Raw genomic sequence first — 20,061 nt, 5'->3', positions numbered from 1 at the left:
GGCCCTCCGGGCGTTCAATCAAGGTATCCGGCCAGTCCTGGCAACAGCAGTGAAATGCCGGGGATAAAAGCGATTAGAAGCAGGACAATTGTCATCCAGGCCCAAGGCTTCAGCACATGGCGCACAACCGCCAGAAAGGGCCGCCGCGCGATGGTCGCGGCAACAAAGACGGCCCCGCCCAGAGGCGGCGTCACCATGCCGATGGCACAGTTGAATACCACCACCACACTGAAATGCACCGGGTCCAGTCCATAGCCTACGGCGATGGGCAACAGGATCGGGCTGAGCAGCAGGATGATGGCCAAACTCTCCATCACCATGCCCAACCCCATCAACAGGACGTTAACGATCAGCAAGAAGGCCCAGACATTGTTGACGTTGGCCTCGAACCACGCGGCGATGAGCGCCGGCACCCCCGCATCGGCGATCAGCCAGTTGAAGGTCGTCGCGGCAGCGACCAGAATCAGAATGCCAGAGGTAAAGGCGCTGGCCTGCACCATGGCTTTCCAGAGCCGCGCCCAGGTGAGCTCGCGGTAGATGAACGCCCCGACAAACAGCGCATAACCGACCGCCACACCGGCGGCCTCGGTCGCGGTAAATATGCCGCCAAGGATACCGCCCATGATGATCACGCCCAGCCCGAAGGCGGGGAGCGCCAGCACAAAGCGCCGCCCAAGCAGACGCAGATCAAAGCTCTCGGTGGCGCGGTACTGCGGTCCACCCTGCACGGCATGGCGATGGGCGATGAAGAACAGCCCCGGAAGCACCAGCAGTCCGGGCAGAATCCCGGCCATGAACAGCGCGCCGATAGACTGGTTGTTGATCACCCCGATCAGCACCAGCATCAGGCTGGGCGGGATCACCTGCGCCAGCGTGCCAGAGACAGAAATCAGCGCTGCGGCGAAATCCACGTTGTAGCCGCGTCGGCGCAACTCGGGCTGGAGCACAGCCGATACTGCGGCGGTATCGGCGCTGCCCGACCCGGACATTGCCGCCAGTGCCGTAGCAGCGACGATGGCCACCATCAGCAGGCTGCCCGTGACCCAGCCAATCAGCGCCATGGAAAAATCCACGATCCGGCGCGACAACCCGCCGGCATCCATCAAAAGGCCAGCCAGAATGAAGAAAGGGATCGCCATCAGGGTGAAACTGTTCAGCCCCGAGTAGAACCGATGCGCCAGCAGAACCAACGGCAGATCGGCGTATAACACCGCCACCAGCGCGGTTAGCCCCAGCACAAAGAAAATCGGCACGCCGCCCGCAAGCAGCAGCATAGCCATGCCACCAAAGAGACTCATGCCACATCCGCCTGATCGAAAGGATTGCCGAAAGGATCGTGCCAGCGTTCGACGACACGGGCGACGACCTCAATCGCCATGACCCCCATACCCACGGGAACCGCCGCAAAAACCGGCCACATAGGCAACAGCAGGGTCGGCGATGTCTGGAAGAACCCATGTTGCATCAGGATGGTGCCGCCATAGATCAGGACCGCCAGAAAAATGAGTGATCCCGCCGCAATCAGCAGCGAAACCACCCGTGCCGCCCACTGCGGCAACATCGCCGGCAGCGCGTCCACCGCAAAGATGGCGCCGTGCCGCATGGCGAGGCCCGCCCCGATGCAGGCCAACCAGACCTGAGCGAAGGCGGCCGTTTCCACCGCGTTGCCGACATTGAACGGCAGGACATAGCGGCCCAGCACCTGCACCAGAACGGCCAATACCATGTAGCCATAGAACAGAACGGACAGGCCGGTGGAGATCTTGCGGATCAGCGAGAGCAGCTGTGTCATCAGTGCGGCGCAATCACTTAGTGATCAGCAGCAAAAGCTGTTTCTGCGCGTCCGTGGCCAGGAATTCGTCATAGACCTCTTGCGCTGCGGCGCGGAAGGGGGCCGCATCCGGGGTGGTCACGGTGACGCCGTTTTCCTTCAACACGTCCAGCAGGCTTGCATCCGTGGCCTTCCAGTCCGCCTGTTGATCTTGCCCCGCCTTGCGCCCGGCCTCAAGCAGCGCTGCTTGCTGCACTTCGCTCAGCTTCTGGAACTTGCGCTCGGATATGACGATGGGGTTGGTGTAGAATAGCCAGCTGACCTGCGCCCAATGGGGGGCAACCTCGTAAAACTTCTGGGTGTAGTAGTTGGTGTTGGCGGCATCTGCCCCGTCCACGACACCGGTCTGCAGGGCGCTGTAGACCTCGGGGTAGGCGATCGCCGTGGCATTCGCCCCAAAGGCGTTGAAGGTGGCAACGTGAACAGGGTTTTGCACCGTGCGCACCTTGCGTCCCGCCAGATCGTCGATCGAATTCACTGGCATCCGGCCCATGATGTGGCGCGGACCCGACGTCATAAAGCCCAGCAGCCGGATGCCTTTGGGGGCGGCGGCGGCGCTGAGTTCATCAAAGATCGGGCCGTTCAGGACGCTGGTGTAATGATCCCAGTCGCGAAAGATGAACGGCATGTTCAGCACGTTCATCTCAGGCACCCAGTTGGCAAGAACCGCCGCCGAGGGGGGCGCCATGTCGATGGTGCCCAGCAGGATACCCTCGACGACATCGACCTCACCGCCCAACTGCGAATTGGGCGAAATGCGGATCGCCACCTCACCCTCCGTAGCCTCGGCCACCATTGCTGCCAAGGCCTCCACCGCGCGGTGGTTTGGGTCGTCCACGACCGAAAAATGAGCGAAGCGCAGCGTCGTTTCGGCGAATGCCGCAGAACAGGTGAGCGTCGCGACAAGGCCAGCGGTGGCCAGGTGCCGGAGGGAGGTGCGGAGGGTCTGGAGCTTGGTCACGGAGATATCCTCTGAAATGATCTTGTGACGCTATGTGAACAAAAGTTCGCTGTCTATACATTTTTCACTCTCCGCCCTGCTCGCAAAGAGCCGATGCTAATTTTGATGCAGGGAAGCCTTTGCGTCGCCGCCGATGTGTTTCAGGAGGCCAATTGGCCCTGATGCATTGACCGGCCCCCGACGGCATCAACGCGCCGCAGTGGGTCACTATCGATCCACAAAAAAGAGAGCGATCGAGACGAATATGAGGGTGGACTCAAACTGGCAAACCAAGTTCACGGCGCTGACGGATCGGGTCAAGCGGGCTTGCGCAAGACCTTATGGCCGACCCAAGTGTTGGAGCCCTTTGGCCGGTCGCCCTAGTGTGTCACCGCGAAAAAAGCCGGTTGGGCGCTCCTTCCCGGACTTGCGCGTTGGGCAATTCGTTCTCTTACTCTTGATGCTCCAACCTACACAAGAGTTAGAGCATCCGGCAAACCCGGCGCGGGACTTTGTCATGTTGTTGACGCGCCCAAGCTGCACGGCAAGCGGTGCGCCGTTCACACCGGATTGACGTAGTTCCAATGGGACTGTTGCGTTAGGCGAGCAAGTGCAGAGAAGGACGGTGTGTCATTTCGTTATGCCGCTTCGCCGAACAGATCCCGGACAAAGGAGATCTCGCCTAGGACGCCCGCGGCCTTGTTTGCGATGTGGCCGTTCTTGATGGATCGGATCGTCTCGATGCCCATGAGCGTTGCTTTGGCTGTCCGTAGGGACCGGAACGATTGCCGAGTTCCGAGTAGGCGCTTGAGCGCCGCATGATCGCTTTCGATACAATTGTTCCGCCATTTCCGATCAACATGTCGGATGCTGTAAAAATGCGGATCGTAGCGATGATTCAGACCCTGAATGACCTTGCGATACCCGGGCGCCTTGTCAGTGCAGATGGTGACGGGCCGGTAGAGACGCACGCGCTCGATAGCCTGTTTGAGAAAGGCCTTGGCCGCTCTCGCGTCGCGCCTGGCCGTTAGCCTGAAATCGATGAACTGACCCTCCTGGTCGACGGCGCGCCACAAGTAGCGCCACTTTCCATCAACACGAATGTAGGTTTCATCGACCGGGCCAATTCAAGTCACGCCAGCTTTTGTGTTTGTAGGCACGGCGGGCGATCTCGGGCCCGAATTTCTGAACCCAGCGGTACAGCGTAGACCGGTCCACGTCGATCCCTCGCTCCGTTAGCAGGTCGCGGACATAGGCGTAGGACAGGGGAAAACGACAGTACCAGCGAACGGCGAGCAGGATAATGTCTCGCGGAAAACTGTGGCCCTTGAACGGATCACGGCGCATGACGGACTCCATACATAGCGGACACCGACACTATCCCGGTAGACCGTGCGCCAACGCAACAGTCCCGATGTGCCCGCAAGCGCCAAGGACCGGCAGTGCGGGACTGGATGGAAGCGCGCGCCGAGGACCTGTTGCCCGTTGAGTATTTCCACGTGGTCTTCACGCTGCCGGCGGAGATCGCGCAGATCGCCTATTGGAACAAGTGCGCGGTCTCCGCCGGCAGGGCATCTGCGGAAAACGATCATAACCATCGCGGCAGATTCCAAGCCCATGCGCGTGAAGGTTGGGATGACCAGCGTGCTGCACACCTGGGGATCGGCGCTAATCCACCACCCGCACATCCGAGGCGTGACCATGGCAGGCGTCGAGGTCACCCGGATGGCTTCCGTCGGCGAGCAGATGCGGAAAGATCGCCTGATCGTCCCTCGCGACGCCGATCTGCCCGCCATGTGTCAATCGGCGTGCAATTTTGGCTCTGTCGCGCATTTGGTGCAATTGAGTTGCCAGAACGCTATATCTCGGCGAGCTTGATGGAGGTTGCCGATGGGTTCATGGTTTTCGCGACGAGATTTTCTACCGGCAGGGTTGAAGGCCGACCAGGTTGAGCTTGATGGCAACAGGATCCGGGTCCACGCCCGTTCCCTGGATGCCTCGGCAGCATGTCCCCGCTGCGGCACGGTCTCTCGTCATGTCCACAGCAAGTATTGGCGTCGGCCAGCCGATCTCCCCGCCCATGGTCGAGAAGTTGAACTGGTGTTGCTGGTTCGTCGATTTCGTTGCCACGCTGTAGGTTGCCCAGCGAAGATTTTTTCAGAACGGGTCCCGCCTGATGTCACGCGGCCACATGCGCGCCGGACGTCGCGATTGCAGGAACTGGTGCGTCACATCGGCATTGCTCTCGGTGGGCGCCCCGCGCAGGCGCTTGCCGGACGGCTTTTGCTGCCGGTGAGCAAAGATACGTTCCTGCGCAGCGTTCGGGCGAAGACCGAGTGGGCTGTCGCGGACCCCCGCGTGGTGGGTATCGACGACTGGGCATGGCGGAAGGGACAGCGCTACGGCACGCTGATCTGCGATCTCGAACGGCGGAAGGTCATCGATCTGCTGCCCGACCGGGAGCCCGCCACTGTGGAAGCGTGGCTCCGCGCGCGTCCCGGAATCGAGGTTGTTGCCCGTGATCGCAACGGTGGCTACGGCGGTGCCACCGCGCGTGCCCGGCCGGACGCGGTTCAAGTCGCGGATCGTTGGCATCTGTTAGAGAATGCAGGTGCCGCCTTCCTGGCCGCCGTGCAGCGGAACATGCCAGCCATTCGCAAGGCTATCGGGGTAGAGACCCTCGATCCGAGACTATTGACGGCAGCGGAAAGGCTGCAATTCGAGGGTTTTCAAAGGCGCCAGCAGACCAACCACATGGTCCGCCGACTGGCCGACGAGGGTGTTCCCATCAAACGGATTGTGCGCCTGACCGGGCTGAGCCGCGGCTTGGTCCGCCAAATCATCCGAGGTGAGCGAGAAGATGTTTTCCGCATCCGCGAGAGCAGCTTGACCGCTTGGTTGCCTCGGCTGGAACGGGAGTGGAGCGGCGGATGCCGTAATGGCGCAGAACTCTGGCGCCGGTTACGGGCTGATGGAATTCAAGGCAGTCTCCGGGTCGTCGGCGAGTGGGCGACACGCCAGCGCCGCGCCGAACAAGCGGTGCCGTCCGGAATAAGAAAGTCGCCACCTGCCCGAAGGATTGCGCGGCTCCTGACCATGGGACGAGATCATCTAACCCGTGCCGATGCAATCCAGGTCGCGCGGATCGAAGCGGCACTACCAGCTCTGGCAACCGCCCGGGAACTGACCGACCGATTCACTGACATGGTGCGAAACGCCCGTGAGAATGCCCTGGCCGTCTGGCTCGACGAAGCCGAGGACAGCATGCTCTCATCCTTCGCCGGTGGCCTTCGTAGCGACTAGGCCGCAGTTGCCGCCGCGCTGCGGGAACCTTGGTCGAACGGGCAGACCGAGGGCCAGATCAATCGCCTGAAGACGCTGAAACGCCAGATGTATGGTCGCGCGAATATCGACCTGCTCAAGGCTCGGCTTGTCGCGGCATCATAGTTGAGAAGGTGCATCAACTTTGAGTCAGAGCCCAATCTTGACCCCCTATCGGCATCCCAAAATGACCCCCGTCGAGCGCATGGGTAGCTGGCCCGATGCGGTGTAGCCCCCATGCAGCGCAGCCGTATCGGGCCAGCGGGGTTTTGGTCATTCTCGGGTCTTGAAGCGCCAACTCTCGTTGCCGGTTTCGAGGATGTCACAGTGATGGGTCAGCCGGTCGAGCAGCGCAGTGGTCATCTTGGCGTCGCCAAAGACCGAAGGCTATTCGCCGAAGTCGAGATTGGTCGTCACGATGATCGAGGTGCGCTCGTAGAGGCGGCTGATGAGATGGAACAGCAGCTGGCCGCCGGTCTGAGCGAAGGGAAGATAGCCGAGTTCGTCGAGGATCAAGAAGCCGAGGCGGCACAGCAGGTCTGCGGTGCGCCCCTGTCGATCGGCACGGGCTTCGGCATCGAGCTTGTTTACCAGGTCTACGACATTGAAGAAGCGCCCCCGCTTGCCGCGCCGGATGCAGGCCCGGGCGATGCTGACGGCAAGGTGGGATTTGCCAGTCCCGGTGCCGCCGATGAGGACGACATTGCGTTGCTGTTCGAGGAACTCCCCGGCGGCCAGATCGCGCACTAGCGTCTCGTTGACCGGCGTTTCTTCGAAGCTGAACTCATCGACCTCCTTGGCCAGTGGCAGCTTGGCAATCGTCATCTGGTATTTGATCGAGCGCGCCTGCTTCTCGCTGATCTCGGCGGTCAGCAGGTCGCCGACGATCTGTTGCGGTTCGTGCTGGCGCTTCTCCGCTGTGGTGATGATCTCATCGTAGGCGGCCTTCATGCCGTAGAGCTTCAGTTGGGTCGTGCCGCAGGCACGCCTTCGGCGTGACGCATCCAGCACCTGTGATCTCTCCATGGTTGAGTCTCCTGAGGCTGCCGTAGCGTTTGCAATCTGCCACGGGCTCGCAAGTCAGCCGCAACGCGGCCGACGTATCGATGGTCAGCGGCGGGGCCGGCTCCCGATGTCGGGCCAAGATGTTGATGACGACCGAGGCCGCAGGGGCTCCTTCGTTCAGGGCTTCGGCACAGGCAGCATCCACCGCATCCAATCCGTCGGTCGGGATCATGCTCAGGATCTGAACCATTCACTGCCCGGCAGGGCATCACGCAGTGATGTCCCGAGAGGGTGCCGGTCGCCGTTCGGCAGCTTGCCAAGCTTGCGCTGCACGCACCTGATCGCGGGCGGCAACTCCCAGTCCTTGAACGGTGCCCCGTTCCTGAGGGCACCGGGCTTGCGGGCCAGCACCGGAATGTAGTGCAGCGAGTCGTAGATGGCCTTGTCGCGGCCAAAGGCGCGTGCGTGCTGTCCTACGATCTTGCCGTCCTGCCAGAACTCGACGCGCTCGGCATAGGCGCGGATCTCGACTGGCCGACCGAAGGCGCGACCATCCACCGTGTAGCGGTTCTTGTCGAACCGGACGAGGCAGGTCTTCGAGACCGACGCCGGAACGGCATGGACGCCGTCGAAGGGGCCGACGTAGGGCACCAGGCTCGGGCGCTCGGCCTGGAACACCTCCCAGGTCGTGCGATCCCGAAGCTCTGGATGCGGATTGGACTTGGCCCAAGTGACGCAGCGATCCTCGAGCCAAGCGTTGAGCTCGGCGTAGCTCTTGAACTTGGGCCGGGGCACGAAGAACCGCCGTCTGACAACGCCGACTTGGTTCTCGACCTGTCCCTTCTCCCAGCCCGAGGCCGGGGTGCAGGCAACAGGATCGACGAGGGAATGCCCGCACATCTGCTGGAACCGGCGGTTGTAGGCGCGGTCGCGGCCGACGAAGATCGTGTCCACCGCTGTCTTCATGTTGTCTTAGATGCCCCGCGCGCAGGCTCCACGGAAGAAGGCAAAGGCCTTGTCGTGCGCATCAATCACCATCTCCTGCGTCTCGCGCGGGTAGGCCCGCACGAACAGCATCCGGCTGTGGCAGAGGCGGACATGCGCCACCTTTACCGTGGTCGTCGCGCCATCGATCACCACGATCTCGTGGCTCCAGTCGAACTGGTAGGTCTCTCCCGGATCAAAGCTCAGCGGCACATAGGCAGCGGCCGATGCCTCCTGTTCCTCCTTGGACCAGGAGGCCGCGTATCGCCGGACCGCATCATAGCCACCATCGGCTTTGTCAGGTTGTTCTGTCAGGACGAGACCAAGAACCGCGCCCCGCAAATGCCTTGGCTGGAAGACCCCGGCGGAGCAAAGGTGATGAAAGACCTCGGTCGACGTCGCTACCCTCGCAGGCGATGGAAGGCGCGCTTTAGGTAGCGCGCGCATGATGGCAATTGTCTCCGGACCTTGGGAAGGCCGCAGCAAAGCTGCCCTAAAACGTTGTCAGTTGCGGGAAAACCCCGCAATACTTCATGACGTGGCGGCCTGACCGCGCAAATTGTTCGTTCCAGTTAATTAAACAGACCAAATGAAAACCGTGAACCTATCCAGAATCTGGCCTCGTCTGGAACGCGCAGCGATGCGGCGTCTATGGCGACGCGTTGCGCGGCGGGCAACGGATTGCTCGGCCGAACTGACCCGTCGGGGCTGTCTGGTGCTGGCCCCCCATCCGGATGACGAAACGTTGGGCTGCGGCGGGCTGGTCATACACAAGCGTGCAGCAGGGCAGCAGGTTCAAGTCGCCGTGGTGACCGATGGGGCCGCGACCGGGGCTGCGAATATGACAAGGGAAGGCATCGTAACTTTGCGTGCGCGTGAGGCCGTCGCAGCCTGCGCCCGGCTTGATGTCGCAGAGGACCACGTTCAGTTTTTGGGTTTCCCAGATGGTGCGCTCGGCGCGCATGCAGCGGCGCTAGAGGACCGGATCGTCTCGCTCGTCGCAGAACTGTCGCCGCCAGAAATCTTCGTATGTGCCTTGGGCGACGGTCACCGGGATCACGTTGCGCTGGCGCAAGCTGTGCGCAATCTGCACGCGCAAGGGCGGCTTGGCGGTGCGGCGGTCTGGGAATACCCGGTGTGGTTTTGGGATTTTCGATCCTGGCGCCCCGAAAAGGCAAGCAATAAGGCCGGATTCATCGCCGGTCTGCGCAAGGCAGGCCAGGCGGCGCGGAACCTGAATGCGGTTGCCGTGGATATCAAGGATCTCAAGCAGCGCAAACGAGAGGCGCTGGCCTGTCATCGTTCACAGATCGGCGGGCTTGAGGGCGCGCATAGCTGGAACGGATTGCCGCCCAGCTTTCTCGATTTCTTCTTTCACGACCGCGAATTGTTTTTCAAACTTGACGCCCAAGCAGCGAGAAACCCTCAATGAGCGGTGTCGGGCTGATTACCGGCGACACGCCCTTGGGCCGTCACATGGCCCTGCGTCTTGCGACAGCGCTTTCCGGCACGGACGATCCACTGCGCAGCGTTCTCGTGCTCGAGACACCGCCTCCAGAACCGCGCCGCGGGCTTCTTTCCCGCGTTGCGACACGCTTGAAACGCCTTGTTTCGAAAAAGCATCGGTTGTCGGAGGTGGTCTGGGGCTACGAACGCGAGGCCCGTCAGGTCTTTCTCGAAGGGGCCGGGCCGTTGCCAGACTGGCCCGAGGGTTGTGACATCCGTCGCGTGCCACGTCCCGAGGTTAACGCGGAACAGAATGTAAGCTGGCAAGCCGGTTTCGCACCGAAGGTCATTGTGCTGACCGGCACACCGATCATCCGTGAGCCGATGCTGCGGGCGGCGTCGCTGGGCGTCCTGAACCTGCATGGGTCTTTGTTGCCGGACTATCGCGGCACCCGCGTCGAGACTTGGCAGGTGCGCAACGGTGATCTCGACAAGGCCGGGCTGACCATCCACTATGTCGAACCGGGGATCGATACCGGCGACATCATCGCCCAGGTTCCGCAGGCGGCAAAGGCCTCGGACGGGCCTTGGCTGATGCGCGCGCGCAACCAGTTGAATGCACTGGACGCCATGCCAAAGGCCGTCCGGGTCGTCCTTGCAGGCACCGCCGAACGACGCAGGCAGGATCCAGACGCTAACGACCGGACCTATCGTTATTCAGACATCACACCTGACGTGCTGCATGAGGTGATTGCGACCATGAACAGAAAGCCTGCGCCATGAGACGAGGCGCAACATCAGTTGGCGCCATTCTGATCCCGCCGACAAACCGTTGGTCCCTCACCAATAGCCGGGTATCCTGCGCCGATGAGCTCTGACTTCGTGCCAACAGCAGCGCCTCAGGTGATCCCCAGCCCCGGCGCCACGGCGCGCCCCGCGCGTGTCGGCGCCATCGGTCTTGGGGCGCAGAAATGCGCCTCGTCCTGGATACATTCGGTTGCGGGATCACACCCGGAGATCGGAGTCAGCACTCCCAAAGAGCTGGATTTCTTCAGCTACTATTTCGACCGCGGCTATCGCTGGTACGAAAGCCATTTCGACAAGGACGCCGCCTGCTCAGTCCGGTTTGAAAGCTCACCGTCCTATTTTCACGACCCGCGCGCACCGGGGCGGGCGCGGGCCTACAATCCTGATCTCAAGATCGTGCTGCTCTTGCGCGATCCGGTAAAGCGCGCGTTTTCCAATCACCTCCACGAGATCATCAAGGGGCATATCGATCCAGTCGCCTTTGAGGACGGACTGGCCAACAACCCGGCCTATGTCGAGCAGGGACTTTATGCCACGCATCTCGGCAGATGGCGTGAGGCCTTCGCCACGAACCGGATGCTGGTGCTGTTTGCCGAGGACATCTCTGCCGATGCCAGCGCCGCAGCCCGCAGGCTTTTCGGGTTCCTCGGCGTGGACGACGGCTTTGACAGCGCAATCCTGCACGAGCGCCGCAACGAAAGCGACCGCGCCCGGCTGCCCGCGTTACGCGTCGGGTTGCGGGCCGGGGGCGACTGGATGCGCCGGCGCGGCCTTGAGCCCATGTTGGCGCGGATCAAGGCAAAGCCGCCTATTGCGCAGCTTCTCAAGGCCAACCGCATCGAGGTGCGCGACGAGGTGCCCCCAATGCGCCCAGAAACTGAATGCCGTCTTCGGAGCCTTTTTGAGGATGAAATGACGGAACTGCGTGTGATGCTGGGCCGCGACCGGCTTCCCTGGGAGGTGGGGCAGGACAGGTGAACGCCCCAACCAACAGCCACCTTCACGGGTCCGACAGGCCACACAAACTTCTGGTCTTTGGCTTTGACGCGGCTGAGGCGGCGCAGCAGCGCCGTATCCGCGCCTATCTGGACTGTGGTTTTGACGTCAGCGGCTTTACGATGCGCCGTGAGAACATGACCCACAACGCAGAGCCGTTCTGGCCCAATGTCGATCTGGGCGAGACGCGCAACGCAGCAATGGGCCAGCGAATATGGCGAATCCTTGCGGCCATACCGATCCTGTGGCGGAACCGCGAACGGCTGAAGGGCGCAAAGACGATCGTGGCGCGCAATCTTGACATGCTGATCGTCGCTGCGGTGGCCAAAAGCATGATCCGACCGCGTCCACGGATGGTCTACGAGGCCCTCGATATCCACGACATGATGACACATGCCGGGGCCAAGGGACGCATCGCACGGGGGGTCGAGCGGCGGCTACTGAAACAAACAAACGCGATCATCGTTTCCTCTCCCGCTTTTGACCGCGAATATTTCGCGCCAGTGCAGGGCTGGTCCGGCGAAGTAAAGCTGGTGGAGAACAAGATCTGGGTCAGTGACGAAGGCCCTGTCCGGCCCGCGCCGGACACCGTGGTTCCCAAGCAATCCGGACAACCGGTTGTCGTGGGCTGGGTCGGCACATTGCGCTGCCCGCAAAGCCTCGCCATCCTCATAAAGACGGCTGATCGACTGGGCCCGGGGGTCAGCCTGCAAATGCACGGGATCGTCCATGACCACATGCTGCCCGACTTTGACCAGATCGTCGCCGCCCGCGAGAACGTGACCTATCATGGTCCCTACGATTACCCCGACGGGCTAGAGCGGATCTATCGCGATTGCGATGCGGTCTGGGTACAGGACCTGTGGCAATGGGGTACGAACTCGACCTGGCTGCTGCCCAACCGGATCTATGAAGCCGGATACTTCGGTTGTCCGTCGATCGCCGTGTCCGGCACCGAAACGGGCCGACGCGTGGCCCAGGGGTTGGGCTGGACCGTGGCGAAACCGACGGCAGAGGCGCTGACCTCGCTGCTGTCCGGCCTGTCACACGAAGTCGTCGCCGCGCAGCGCCGTGCCATACTCTCGATGCCTGAGGACAGTTTTCGTCAGTCCCCCGAGGAAATCACCGCCGCGCTCCTGCCGTGACCAACCGGATGGCCGCGCCTAGGATGCCTTGTCAGACGCACGCGCGGCGGCGGGCAGCTCCTGAAACAGGGTGGCGCAGATATCGGGCACCGGACGCTTGTGTTGCCAGCGGATAACAACGATTTCGTCCGCCTCACGCTTGTTCACGATGGCGTCTCTTGCGGTCAGCACCGGCTCCAGCCCGTCTTCCCAGCCCCCAGCATACCACCAGTCCGGTGACGTCACGAGAATCCCGTCGGGCACGCAGTACAGAACACCCGCGATGTTTTCGCCGGTGCCCACAACCGGTCGCCCGGTGCGTGGGTCAATTCCGAAATCTGTTGGCGGCCTCAGCTCTGTGACCCGGCTTTGGCTGAACAGAACATCGTAGGGGCCGATATACGCAATCTGCTGCAACTCGCGCGTGGTGGCGACAAACGGCACGCTGCTCCAATCGCCGACGACCGCCCGCCCCGCGCTCCAGTCGCCGCGGGGCGGCAGACCTTCGCCCCCCGCCAGTTGCAATGATCTGGGAACGAACTGCGTTGTCGCCACGACGGCCACGCCCGCCACAAGCACAAACCCGACCCGAAGTTTCGGATCAAGGCGCCGTGTCACCAGCGCGACCCCCGAGCGCAGCCCCAGCGCCCACAGCACGAAGAGAAACGGTGTTGCGTAGGACAGGTAGCGCAGTGACTTCATCCCACCGAAGGAATGGACCAGGAAGCAGGCTGTGAAGATCGTGCCGCAATAGACGGTGAGCCCAGCGTTGACCCGCAACCCCAGCGGGACAAGCACGACGCTTGCCAGCCACAGCGCGCCGTAGGACGTCTCAAGCTGGTTGAAATAGAAGCCATAGTAATCGCGCGTCCCCGCTGCATGTAACGGTGTCCAGCGATAAAAGGCCCAAGCCCGTTCGAGCGCCCCCGTCGTGCTAAGGGCCACAACGGCAATCAGGGACAGCGACACCATGACGGATCCCAGAAAAAACCAGCCCCGCAGGCTGAATTTCTGGCGGACGGCGACCACCACCAGCCCGCCGAGCAGCGCCGCCGCGATGCCGATGACCGAACTCACCTGAAAGTGGACCGCCAAACACCAGAAGAGCACCGCGACCAACCCATACAAAATCCGCGTCCCAGCCGGGCCGACGAGAAACATATAGAACGCCACCGCGCCCGAGAAGAATGTCAGGGCTTGGATCGTGTAAAAGCGTGCAAGCTGGGATTCCAGGATTCCCTGCGGCCAGAGGACGGCGAAAGCGGCGGCCAGAACCGCCGTTCCCGGACCAACGACCCGGTAGATCCACAGGAACAGGACCACCGGGATCAGCGATCCGGCAGGAATCGCAACCAGACGCGCCATCGGCAGGTCCTGCGACCCGGTGATCGCAAACAGGGCGGCGACCAAGCGCGTGAACAGCGCGCCGCGCCAGTACTCTCCGTCCAGGATGCGGGGGCTGCCAGTCTCACCCCAGCCGCGCGCGGCAAGCAGGTGGTAGAATTCATCAAACTCCCCGGGGGCGTGCAACAGGCCGAGCCGCAGGGCGACCGCAGCCGCGAGCACCAGCACCCCCCCGGCAAACACTGTCCCGCGCGGTCGGTCCGCAGCTCCGGATGGCGTGCGATCCCCGCTGGGCCGCTGGAAAGATCGGACCATGTATCCCCCCTTTTCCTAAGTTCGCTCACCAATCTGTTTTGCCGGAACGCCCCCAACGATGGCCGCGGGTGCGACATCGCCGGTCACCACTGCGCCAGCCCCGATAATCGCGCCATCGCCGATGCGGACCCCGTCCAGCACCTTGACGCCCGCGCCGATCCAGACGTCCTTGCCGATGACAACGGCCCCCCGTGTCGTCAGCCCCTGCTGCTGCATCGTGCCAGCCCCAAGCTTCGTATGATAGCGCCCGCCGCCGAAATAACATTGCCCCGCGATGATCGTGTCGTCGCCGATTTCGATACCGGACACGGCGCCCAGAAAACACTGGCTGCCGATCGAACAGCGCGCGCCGATCCGCAGATGGCCCTGCTTGACAAGCAGGATCGTGTCCCGCGCGATCAGGGTCGCCGCGCCGATGGTGAAATCGCTTGCGGAGAGGGCCCCACGCGCATCAAGCGAACAGTGATCGTCTATGGTCACATTATCGCCAAGCGACATGCGGCCCGGACATCGCAGGGAAATCGACCTGCCAAAGGTCACGCCCGCGCCCGCCACCCCGAGCAGACGCGGAAAAAGCGCCTTGCGCAAGGCAAAGCCCAAGGCCCCCCGCATGCCCGACGCCAGCATCATGGTCAGATCGTAGCGCACTGTCGGCCAGAGCCCGTGGACCCCAACAAAGACAGTCTGGTACTTCGACAGGGCAGAGCCTTCGGAGCTCAGCAGATCGACAACCCGGTCCTTATGGGCAGGCGGCTCTTGCTGTATCGTCTCGGGCAGTGTGTCGGGCCTCTGGGTCATGATCGGGTCCCCCTGCCCTCCTCAGGCGTTCCGGACGACAAATCCGCGCCCGTTTTCCTCGAAATCATCCAATTGCTCGACCCGCCACTGCGGCCGCGCCGCCAGCCAGTCTTCCAGAGCCTTGGGCTGTCCCATGTCGGGGTCGTTTCCGTAGCTGAACCAGTCGTCGAACAGAAGAACCGTTCCGGCACGGATGTAGCGATCAAGCCAGTCCATCGCGCAGATCGTCGAGGAATAGTAATCGCAGTCAAGCAACACGACCGAAGCGGGCCGAAACGGATGTGCCGCATGCAGCTCTTCGGTGAGCGAGTCTTCATAGAAGCCTTCGACAAGTACGGCGCGCGACATGTCCATGCCGTGCCCGGCCAGGTTCGCCTCGACCTCTTCGCGCGAGCAGGCAAACTGCCCCTCGAAGAAACGTGGATCGCCGGCGTCGAGGCCCGTGGCCTCTGGCAGGCCTTCAAAAGAGTCGTAGCCATAAAGACGCACGTCTTTCAGGCCCATTTCATCGACAATTTGGCCTGCCGCCAGAAACGTCCCGCCACGGAACAGGCCGAATTCGTGGTAGTCGCCGGAAAAGGCCGACGCATCCGGGTCGGTGCGACCGAACTCGAACGCCTTCTGGATCGCGCCGGGCGCTCCGGGGCTCAACGTTCGGAACTCGGGGTTCATCTTGTGATACAGCCGCGAGCCGAGCCGGTAGAGCGGAGGCGAGCGCCGTAGAACGGCTTCAATCGCTGATTTCACACGCATGGAGATACCCTCTGGTCAAATTGTACGTACAGGTGTTGCAAAAGCCGCCCGAGCCACGGCAGTCGGTGGTCACGTGACATCGGTCGCTCCTTCGCCACGGTCGCCCCGAAGAGCAGTGCTCTGTGGGGCCCGGTGCAGCAGGTAAACCGCCCCGCCGAGCAGCCCGGCGGTGAGAATGGTGCCGAACTCCAGCCAGGCAAAGGCGAGCGCCAGCTCGCGTTCAATGTTCCAGACCCCCAGCAGGTAGATAAAGGCCACCTCCCGTATGCCGATGCCGTTGATGGAAAACGGGGCCATCATCATAAAGATCGCGATCGGAACGATCACGTAAAAGGCTCCATAAGGCACATCGAGGCCAAGCGCCTGACCGATGACCCAGTAGAAGGTGACAACGTTGATCTGAAGCAGGATGGACAGGCCGAGGCAGGAAGGAATGATCCGGTGCGCGCCCGCGAAGACGCGCATGGCGTCGAGGATCCGGTGCAGCCTCGCCGGGGCACGGGCCGGCAGCCGAATCCGTCCGGGTGCCATGAGGAACACCAGCCCGCCACCGACCACCGCCATGGCAAGGCCCATTCCGGCCCATAGTCCAGGCAATCCCCCGGCGACCTGTGTCATAAAGACAGAAGCCACGACAAGGAACAGGATCAGCGCAAGCAGGCCGAACAACCGGTCCGCAACCAGAGACAGCGCGGCAAAGCCGGGATCGGCCCCTGCCCGCCAAGCTGCGACACTGCGGATTGCGTCCCCCCCGACGACCGAAGGCAGGAACTGGCGAAAGAAAAACGCGCTGACCGTCGCGGTAAAGAGATAGCCGAAACCGGGCCTGACATCGCGCACCTCCAGCAGCAGTCGCCACCGGGCGGCCATGATCGCGGCACCGAGGACCTGCATGCCGACCGCCGCCGCAAGCAGCCAAAGGTTGGCCCCCCGCATCGCCGCAAAGACCGATGAGGTGTCCGCGTTGCGGACGATCCAGATCATCAGGACAACGACGACGCACAGCTTGAGACCAGTCAGCAGACGTTTCCGAAACCGCGACTTGCGGCCTATCGGCGGAGGTTCGCCCAGGTTCTGTGCCGCGTCCGTTTGCCCAGCATCCGAGTTGAAATATGGAGGTCTGAGCCTAGACACTTGGCAAGCGTTCGATCGGGTCAGGTTGACCCGGGCGCATCATAGGCAGGGTGCTTGGTAAGCCGGTCCCGCCGATGCAAAGCGATTGCGTGCAGACGTCAAGACACCCGCTCGCCCAAATTGTTGCACGGCAGTTCACGCTCCGGATCCTTGGCCTGATGCGTTTTCCGTATACCGAGAGCCACAGATGCCTCTTTTATCAATCATTCCCCTTCTCCACAATCCGTCTGCCCCGGGCGCAGCAGCGCCCTTTACAAAATGTCCTAAAAAGAAATCGGCTGCAGCGGCCAAGCCACCAGATCTTAACGAAGTGTTAGCAACTTTACGCTTCGATCAAGAAAAATTCAGGACGCAGCCTACATCTAGCGCCCAACCACCCGAGTGCACCATAATATAGAGAAGACTGTTCCGGGGCGTCTGTCAAATGGCACAATGCTTGCGAAACCGGCATCTCTGTTCACGCCGCATGCGAATCATACCGCTCTGCGCCGCGCGAGCCCGCCGCGGATCTGCCTGAACATCCGGATCGCCGCAGACGGTCGCCGCAAAAGCGTCCCTGTGGCGCGAAGAAGCTTGCCGCTCTTGATCGCCCTGATCGCGATCTCGGCTGCAGCAAGATCGGCGAAGTTGCGGTCGCGTTGGCGCATGAGACGACGGGCCTCGGCGCTCAGCGTATCGACATGGCGGGCGCAGAAAGCCTTATCCGCATGAAGCAGCGCGCGCGCGTGATCGGGGTTCAGGCGGCGCGAAATGGATCCATCACGGTGCGTATAGAGATAACCGGGGGTCGGCAGAAACCAAAGCTCCCCTCCGACGGCAAGCAGTTCCGCGATCAGGTGGAAATCCTCTCCATTCCGCAAGTTGGTGTCGTAGCGCAGCCCGTTTTGCATCACGAAACTGCGCCGCAGAACCGGCTTGAGATACCCCAGTGCGGCCTGCCCCGGCAGCGCGCGGCAGCCCGTCAGAAACCGCTCAATCGGCCACTTTTGCGGGCTATTGATGGCCAGCGCAGCCAGATGGCTGGACCCGAGCGGCCTGCCCTCCGGATCGACCGGTTGCAGATCGTCATACACGCAGTCCGCGCCGACGCTTTCGGCAAAGGTGATCATCCGCAAAAGTCGCTCTGGCTGCATCTGGTCGTCGCTGTCGAGCACTGCGAGCCATTCACCACGCGCGGCCTCGATGGCGGCATTGCGCGCCGCCGATGGACCCCCGTTCCGGTCCAGCGTCAGCAGCCGCACCCGTGGGTCCACGGCCATCAATTCCCGTGTAGCACGCGAGGTGCCGTCCGGCGAGGCGTCGTCGACCACGATCACCTCAAGCGAACCGATATCCTGCGCAAGCGCGCTGCGCACGCTCCGGGAAAGCGTGTCTTCGGCGCGCCAAGCCGCGACAATGATCGTTGCCTTGACCCGGCGACTCGTCATAGCATTTCCTCATTCTTGACCCAAGGTTATGCTTATGAAGATATTCGCCGGTCAACTAGTCCAGTGCCCGCGTATCGCGCTTATTCTCGCTGCTGTCTGTGGAATCGGCCTTTCAGCCGTCGACGCAAAGGCACAGCCGGAAGGTGCCTTCCTGTCGCGGTTCGACGATGGCAAGCCATTTCCCGAAGGCTGGCGTATCAGCCATTTCGCCGTCAAGGACTCTCACTACAAGACGATCTGGAAACGCCAATCCGTGACGCATGGCAGGGCCAAGGGTACCCCGCTGGAACTTTGGCTACATCCCGCGCCAGCTGAGGCGCAGCATGACTTTTTTGGCTCCGAGATCCAGCGCGCCCGACGCACCTATTACGGCCATTACGAGGTCGAGATGACAGCGGCCCCAGGGGACGGCGTGATTTCAAGCTTCTTCCTCTACACCGGGCCCTTTTTCGGGGATCCGCACGACGAGATCGATTTCGAGTTCCTCGGTCGCGACACGACCAAAGTCTGGATCAACCGGTTCGCCAAGGGCAAGAACCTGCCCGGCAAGTGGCTTGACCTCGGGTTCGACGCGGCCGCGGGACCGCACCTTTATGCGTTGGACTGGCTCCCGGATCGGCTGGTCTGGTATGTCGATGGCCGGGAGTTCTACCGTATCGAGGCCCCGGATCATGCCATCCCGGACATCCCGGGGCGCATCTACATCAATATATGGACCGGCGGCACCGGTCAGGCACAGTGGTCCGGCACCGCCGCCCCCGACACCAGGTCCGTCGTGACCTACCACTGCATCTCCTACCGCCCCCCGGACGAGGCGGCGCCCATGTGCTCAGAGCAAGAGATCGCCACGCTGGATGTCGATGATTGATCCCAGCCAGAATAATCCGCTGGTTACGGTCGTCATCGCCGCATGGAATGCCGAAGAGACGATCATCAGGGCCATCGATTCAGCCATGTCACAGACGGTGCCCGTCGAGGTTATCGTGGTCGATGACCGGTCCACCGACAATACGCGGGCGTTGGCAGAGGCCCGGGCCAAGGACGATCCGCGCCTGACCGTCCTGTGCCAGCCAGAGAACGGTGGCCCTTCTGCAGCGCGCAACCGAGCCATCGCGGCGGGCCGAGCACCTTGGATCGCGGTTCTGGATTCCGACGACTGGATGGAACCCGACCGCCTTGCCCGCCTGCTGGATCTGGCCGCGCGACACGGGGCCGATTTCATGGCCGACGACCTGTGGAAGCTCGACGTGGGCGCTCCGGAAGCCACCCGTCGCCCGATGCTTGGCGACGTGACTGGGACGATCCCCGTGAACTCCGCCGATTTCGTGGCGTCCAACCTATCCGCTGGCCACGGCGGCCGCCGCGAGATGGGGTTCGTGAAACCTCTCATGTCCCGCAGCTTTCTGGACCGGCACGGGCTGAACTATGACCCCAACGTCCGCCTGGGAGAGGATTACGTGTTCTATATGCAGGCGCTTCTTGAAGGAGCGGTGTTCCTGCTGACCGGGCCAACCGGGTATGTCGCGACCGTGCGGCCGAACTCGCTGTCGGGTCGGCATCCGACAGAGGCCCACGCCCATCTGGTCGCAGCGGACCGTGCCCTACTGGCCCGCAAGGACCTCTCCGCCGACACCCGACGCGCGCTTGAGGCGCACATGATGGAGCAATACAAGAAATGGGCCTGGCGCAAGCTCATCGATGCGGTGCGTGACGCGGATCCGGTCGCAGCCCTGCGCTGCTTTTGGGCACCGCCCCAAGTCACGGTAGACCTCTTCGGTCGCCTCATACGTGAGGCCCTGGTCCGCGCCCGACGCCGCACGGGCGCGGGATAGGCGC

At 62.4% G+C, this 20,061-nt stretch carries 13 protein-coding genes and 7 pseudogenes; 8 read left to right on the top strand and 12 right to left on the bottom strand.

The window, feature by feature from the left end; all coding sequences use genetic code 11:
- Positions 1-14: 14 nt before the first annotated feature.
- The 4 genes and pseudogenes from ANTHELSMS3_RS22815 to ANTHELSMS3_RS26630 all read right to left on the bottom strand — a co-directional run bounded on the left by ANTHELSMS3_RS22815 (position 15) and on the right by ANTHELSMS3_RS26630 (position 4,118).
- Complete coding sequence (locus tag ANTHELSMS3_RS22815; RefSeq protein WP_094037358.1) at positions 15-1,298, bottom strand: TRAP transporter large permease; 1,284 nt, start codon at positions 1,296-1,298, stop codon at positions 15-17.
- Positions 1,295-1,792 (bottom strand): TRAP transporter small permease, encoded by a 498-nt coding sequence (locus ANTHELSMS3_RS22810; protein ID WP_094037357.1) that lies wholly within the window; start codon positions 1,790-1,792, stop codon positions 1,295-1,297. The genes ANTHELSMS3_RS22815 and ANTHELSMS3_RS22810 overlap by 4 nt, the downstream gene beginning before the upstream one ends.
- Positions 1,793-1,805: 13 nt before the next feature.
- Positions 1,806-2,792, bottom strand: a complete 987-nt coding sequence (locus ANTHELSMS3_RS22805) for a TRAP transporter substrate-binding protein (protein WP_157733625.1) — start codon at positions 2,790-2,792, stop codon at positions 1,806-1,808.
- A gap of 617 nt (positions 2,793-3,409) precedes the next feature.
- Positions 3,410-4,118, bottom strand: a pseudogene (locus ANTHELSMS3_RS26630) (IS6 family transposase).
- Positions 4,119-4,137: 19 nt separating this feature from the next.
- On the opposite strand from ANTHELSMS3_RS26630, the pseudogene ANTHELSMS3_RS22795 reads away from it, so the two are divergent.
- Together ANTHELSMS3_RS22795 and ANTHELSMS3_RS22790 are read left to right on the top strand one after the other, a co-directional pair.
- Positions 4,138-4,481, top strand: a pseudogene (locus ANTHELSMS3_RS22795) (transposase zinc-binding domain-containing protein); the annotation flags it as partial.
- Positions 4,482-4,661: 180 nt separating this feature from the next.
- Positions 4,662-6,218: pseudogene (locus ANTHELSMS3_RS22790) on the top strand (ISL3 family transposase).
- A gap of 147 nt (positions 6,219-6,365) precedes the next feature.
- Here ANTHELSMS3_RS22790 and istB read toward each other — a convergent pair.
- Positions 6,366-7,118: pseudogene (gene istB / locus ANTHELSMS3_RS22785) on the bottom strand (IS21-like element helper ATPase IstB).
- Positions 7,024-8,372: pseudogene (istA, locus tag ANTHELSMS3_RS22780) on the bottom strand (IS21 family transposase); the annotation flags it as partial. The pseudogenes istB and istA, both read right to left, overlap by 95 nt.
- Positions 8,373-8,721: 349 nt before the next feature.
- Here istA and ANTHELSMS3_RS22775 point away from each other — a divergent pair.
- From ANTHELSMS3_RS22775 to ANTHELSMS3_RS22760, 4 genes are all read left to right on the top strand, one after another.
- Positions 8,722-9,513 carry a PIG-L deacetylase family protein gene (locus ANTHELSMS3_RS22775; RefSeq protein WP_157733624.1) on the top strand — a complete coding sequence of 264 codons (792 nt, stop codon included), beginning with the start codon at positions 8,722-8,724 and terminating at the stop codon, positions 9,511-9,513.
- Complete coding sequence (locus tag ANTHELSMS3_RS22770) at positions 9,510-10,310, top strand: formyltransferase family protein (protein ID WP_094037354.1); 801 nt, start codon at positions 9,510-9,512, stop codon at positions 10,308-10,310. The genes ANTHELSMS3_RS22775 and ANTHELSMS3_RS22770 overlap by 4 nt, the downstream gene beginning before the upstream one ends.
- A gap of 84 nt (positions 10,311-10,394) precedes the next feature.
- A complete protein-coding gene (locus ANTHELSMS3_RS22765) occupies positions 10,395-11,312 on the top strand; it encodes a sulfotransferase domain-containing protein (protein WP_094037353.1) in 918 nt (305 codons plus the stop codon).
- Positions 11,309-12,475: a glycosyl transferase gene (locus ANTHELSMS3_RS22760; protein ID WP_094037352.1), complete on the top strand. Its 1,167-nt coding sequence runs from the start codon at positions 11,309-11,311 to the stop codon at positions 12,473-12,475. Before ANTHELSMS3_RS22765 ends, ANTHELSMS3_RS22760 begins: the two co-directional genes overlap by 4 nt.
- Positions 12,476-12,493: 18 nt before the next feature.
- On the opposite strand, the gene ANTHELSMS3_RS22755 is transcribed toward ANTHELSMS3_RS22760, so the two are convergent.
- The 6 genes and pseudogenes from ANTHELSMS3_RS22755 to ANTHELSMS3_RS22735 all read right to left on the bottom strand — a co-directional run bounded on the left by ANTHELSMS3_RS22755 (position 12,494) and on the right by ANTHELSMS3_RS22735 (position 18,225).
- Positions 12,494-14,113, bottom strand: coding sequence for a hypothetical protein (locus ANTHELSMS3_RS22755; protein ID WP_157733623.1), 1,620 nt, complete (start codon positions 14,111-14,113; stop codon positions 12,494-12,496).
- A gap of 21 nt (positions 14,114-14,134) precedes the next feature.
- Positions 14,135-14,296, bottom strand: a pseudogene (locus tag ANTHELSMS3_RS26625) (DapH/DapD/GlmU-related protein); the annotation flags it as partial.
- A gap of 123 nt (positions 14,297-14,419) precedes the next feature.
- A pseudogene (locus tag ANTHELSMS3_RS26620) lies at positions 14,420-14,611 on the bottom strand (hypothetical protein); the annotation flags it as partial.
- Positions 14,612-14,932: 321 nt separating this feature from the next.
- Positions 14,933-15,664: a TylF/MycF/NovP-related O-methyltransferase gene (locus ANTHELSMS3_RS22745; RefSeq protein ID WP_094037349.1), complete on the bottom strand. Its 732-nt coding sequence runs from the start codon at positions 15,662-15,664 to the stop codon at positions 14,933-14,935.
- Between the two features lie 69 nt (positions 15,665-15,733).
- Complete coding sequence (locus ANTHELSMS3_RS22740) at positions 15,734-16,648, bottom strand: lysylphosphatidylglycerol synthase transmembrane domain-containing protein (RefSeq protein WP_094037348.1); 915 nt, start codon at positions 16,646-16,648, stop codon at positions 15,734-15,736.
- Between the two features lie 623 nt (positions 16,649-17,271).
- Entirely contained in the window at positions 17,272-18,225 is a 954-nt protein-coding gene (locus tag ANTHELSMS3_RS22735; RefSeq protein WP_094037347.1) for a glycosyltransferase family 2 protein, read from the bottom strand.
- A 34-nt stretch (positions 18,226-18,259) separates the two neighbouring features.
- On the opposite strand from ANTHELSMS3_RS22735, the gene ANTHELSMS3_RS22730 reads away from it, so the two are divergent.
- Both ANTHELSMS3_RS22730 and ANTHELSMS3_RS22725 read left to right on the top strand, forming a co-directional pair.
- Positions 18,260-19,093, top strand: a complete 834-nt coding sequence (locus ANTHELSMS3_RS22730; protein WP_094037346.1) for a family 16 glycosylhydrolase — start codon at positions 18,260-18,262, stop codon at positions 19,091-19,093.
- A complete protein-coding gene (locus tag ANTHELSMS3_RS22725) occupies positions 19,080-20,057 on the top strand; it encodes a glycosyltransferase family 2 protein (RefSeq protein WP_094037345.1) in 978 nt (325 codons plus the stop codon). The genes ANTHELSMS3_RS22730 and ANTHELSMS3_RS22725 overlap by 14 nt, the downstream gene beginning before the upstream one ends.
- The last annotated feature ends 4 nt before the right edge of the window (positions 20,058-20,061 follow it).

The organism is Antarctobacter heliothermus (assembly GCF_002237555.1).
GTDB lineage: Bacteria > Pseudomonadota > Alphaproteobacteria > Rhodobacterales > Rhodobacteraceae > Antarctobacter > Antarctobacter heliothermus_B.
Note: the sequence above shows the minus strand (reverse complement) of the source record. Positions and strands in the feature narration are given on the sequence as shown.

Excerpts from the sequence above, each read along its gene's own strand:
- ANTHELSMS3_RS22815 (WP_094037358.1), bottom strand. The coding sequence starts at position 1,298 with ATGAGTCTCTTTGGTGGCATGGCTATGCTGCTGCTTGCGGGCGGCGTG.
- ANTHELSMS3_RS22810 (WP_094037357.1), bottom strand. The coding sequence starts at position 1,792 with ATGACACAGCTGCTCTCGCTGATCCGCAAGATCTCCACCGGCCTGTCC.
- ANTHELSMS3_RS22775 (WP_157733624.1), top strand. The coding sequence starts at position 8,722 with ATGCGGCGTCTATGGCGACGCGTTGCGCGGCGGGCAACGGATTGCTCG.
- ANTHELSMS3_RS22770 (WP_094037354.1), top strand. The coding sequence starts at position 9,510 with ATGAGCGGTGTCGGGCTGATTACCGGCGACACGCCCTTGGGCCGTCAC.
- ANTHELSMS3_RS22765 (WP_094037353.1), top strand. The coding sequence starts at position 10,395 with ATGAGCTCTGACTTCGTGCCAACAGCAGCGCCTCAGGTGATCCCCAGC.
- ANTHELSMS3_RS22755 (WP_157733623.1), bottom strand. The coding sequence starts at position 14,113 with ATGGTCCGATCTTTCCAGCGGCCCAGCGGGGATCGCACGCCATCCGGA.
- ANTHELSMS3_RS22745 (WP_094037349.1), bottom strand. The coding sequence starts at position 15,664 with ATGCGTGTGAAATCAGCGATTGAAGCCGTTCTACGGCGCTCGCCTCCG.
- ANTHELSMS3_RS22740 (WP_094037348.1), bottom strand. The coding sequence starts at position 16,648 with ATGATCTGGATCGTCCGCAACGCGGACACCTCATCGGTCTTTGCGGCG.
- ANTHELSMS3_RS22735 (WP_094037347.1), bottom strand. The coding sequence starts at position 18,225 with ATGACGAGTCGCCGGGTCAAGGCAACGATCATTGTCGCGGCTTGGCGC.
- ANTHELSMS3_RS22730 (WP_094037346.1), top strand. The coding sequence starts at position 18,260 with ATGAAGATATTCGCCGGTCAACTAGTCCAGTGCCCGCGTATCGCGCTT.
- ANTHELSMS3_RS22725 (WP_094037345.1), top strand. The coding sequence starts at position 19,080 with ATGTCGATGATTGATCCCAGCCAGAATAATCCGCTGGTTACGGTCGTC.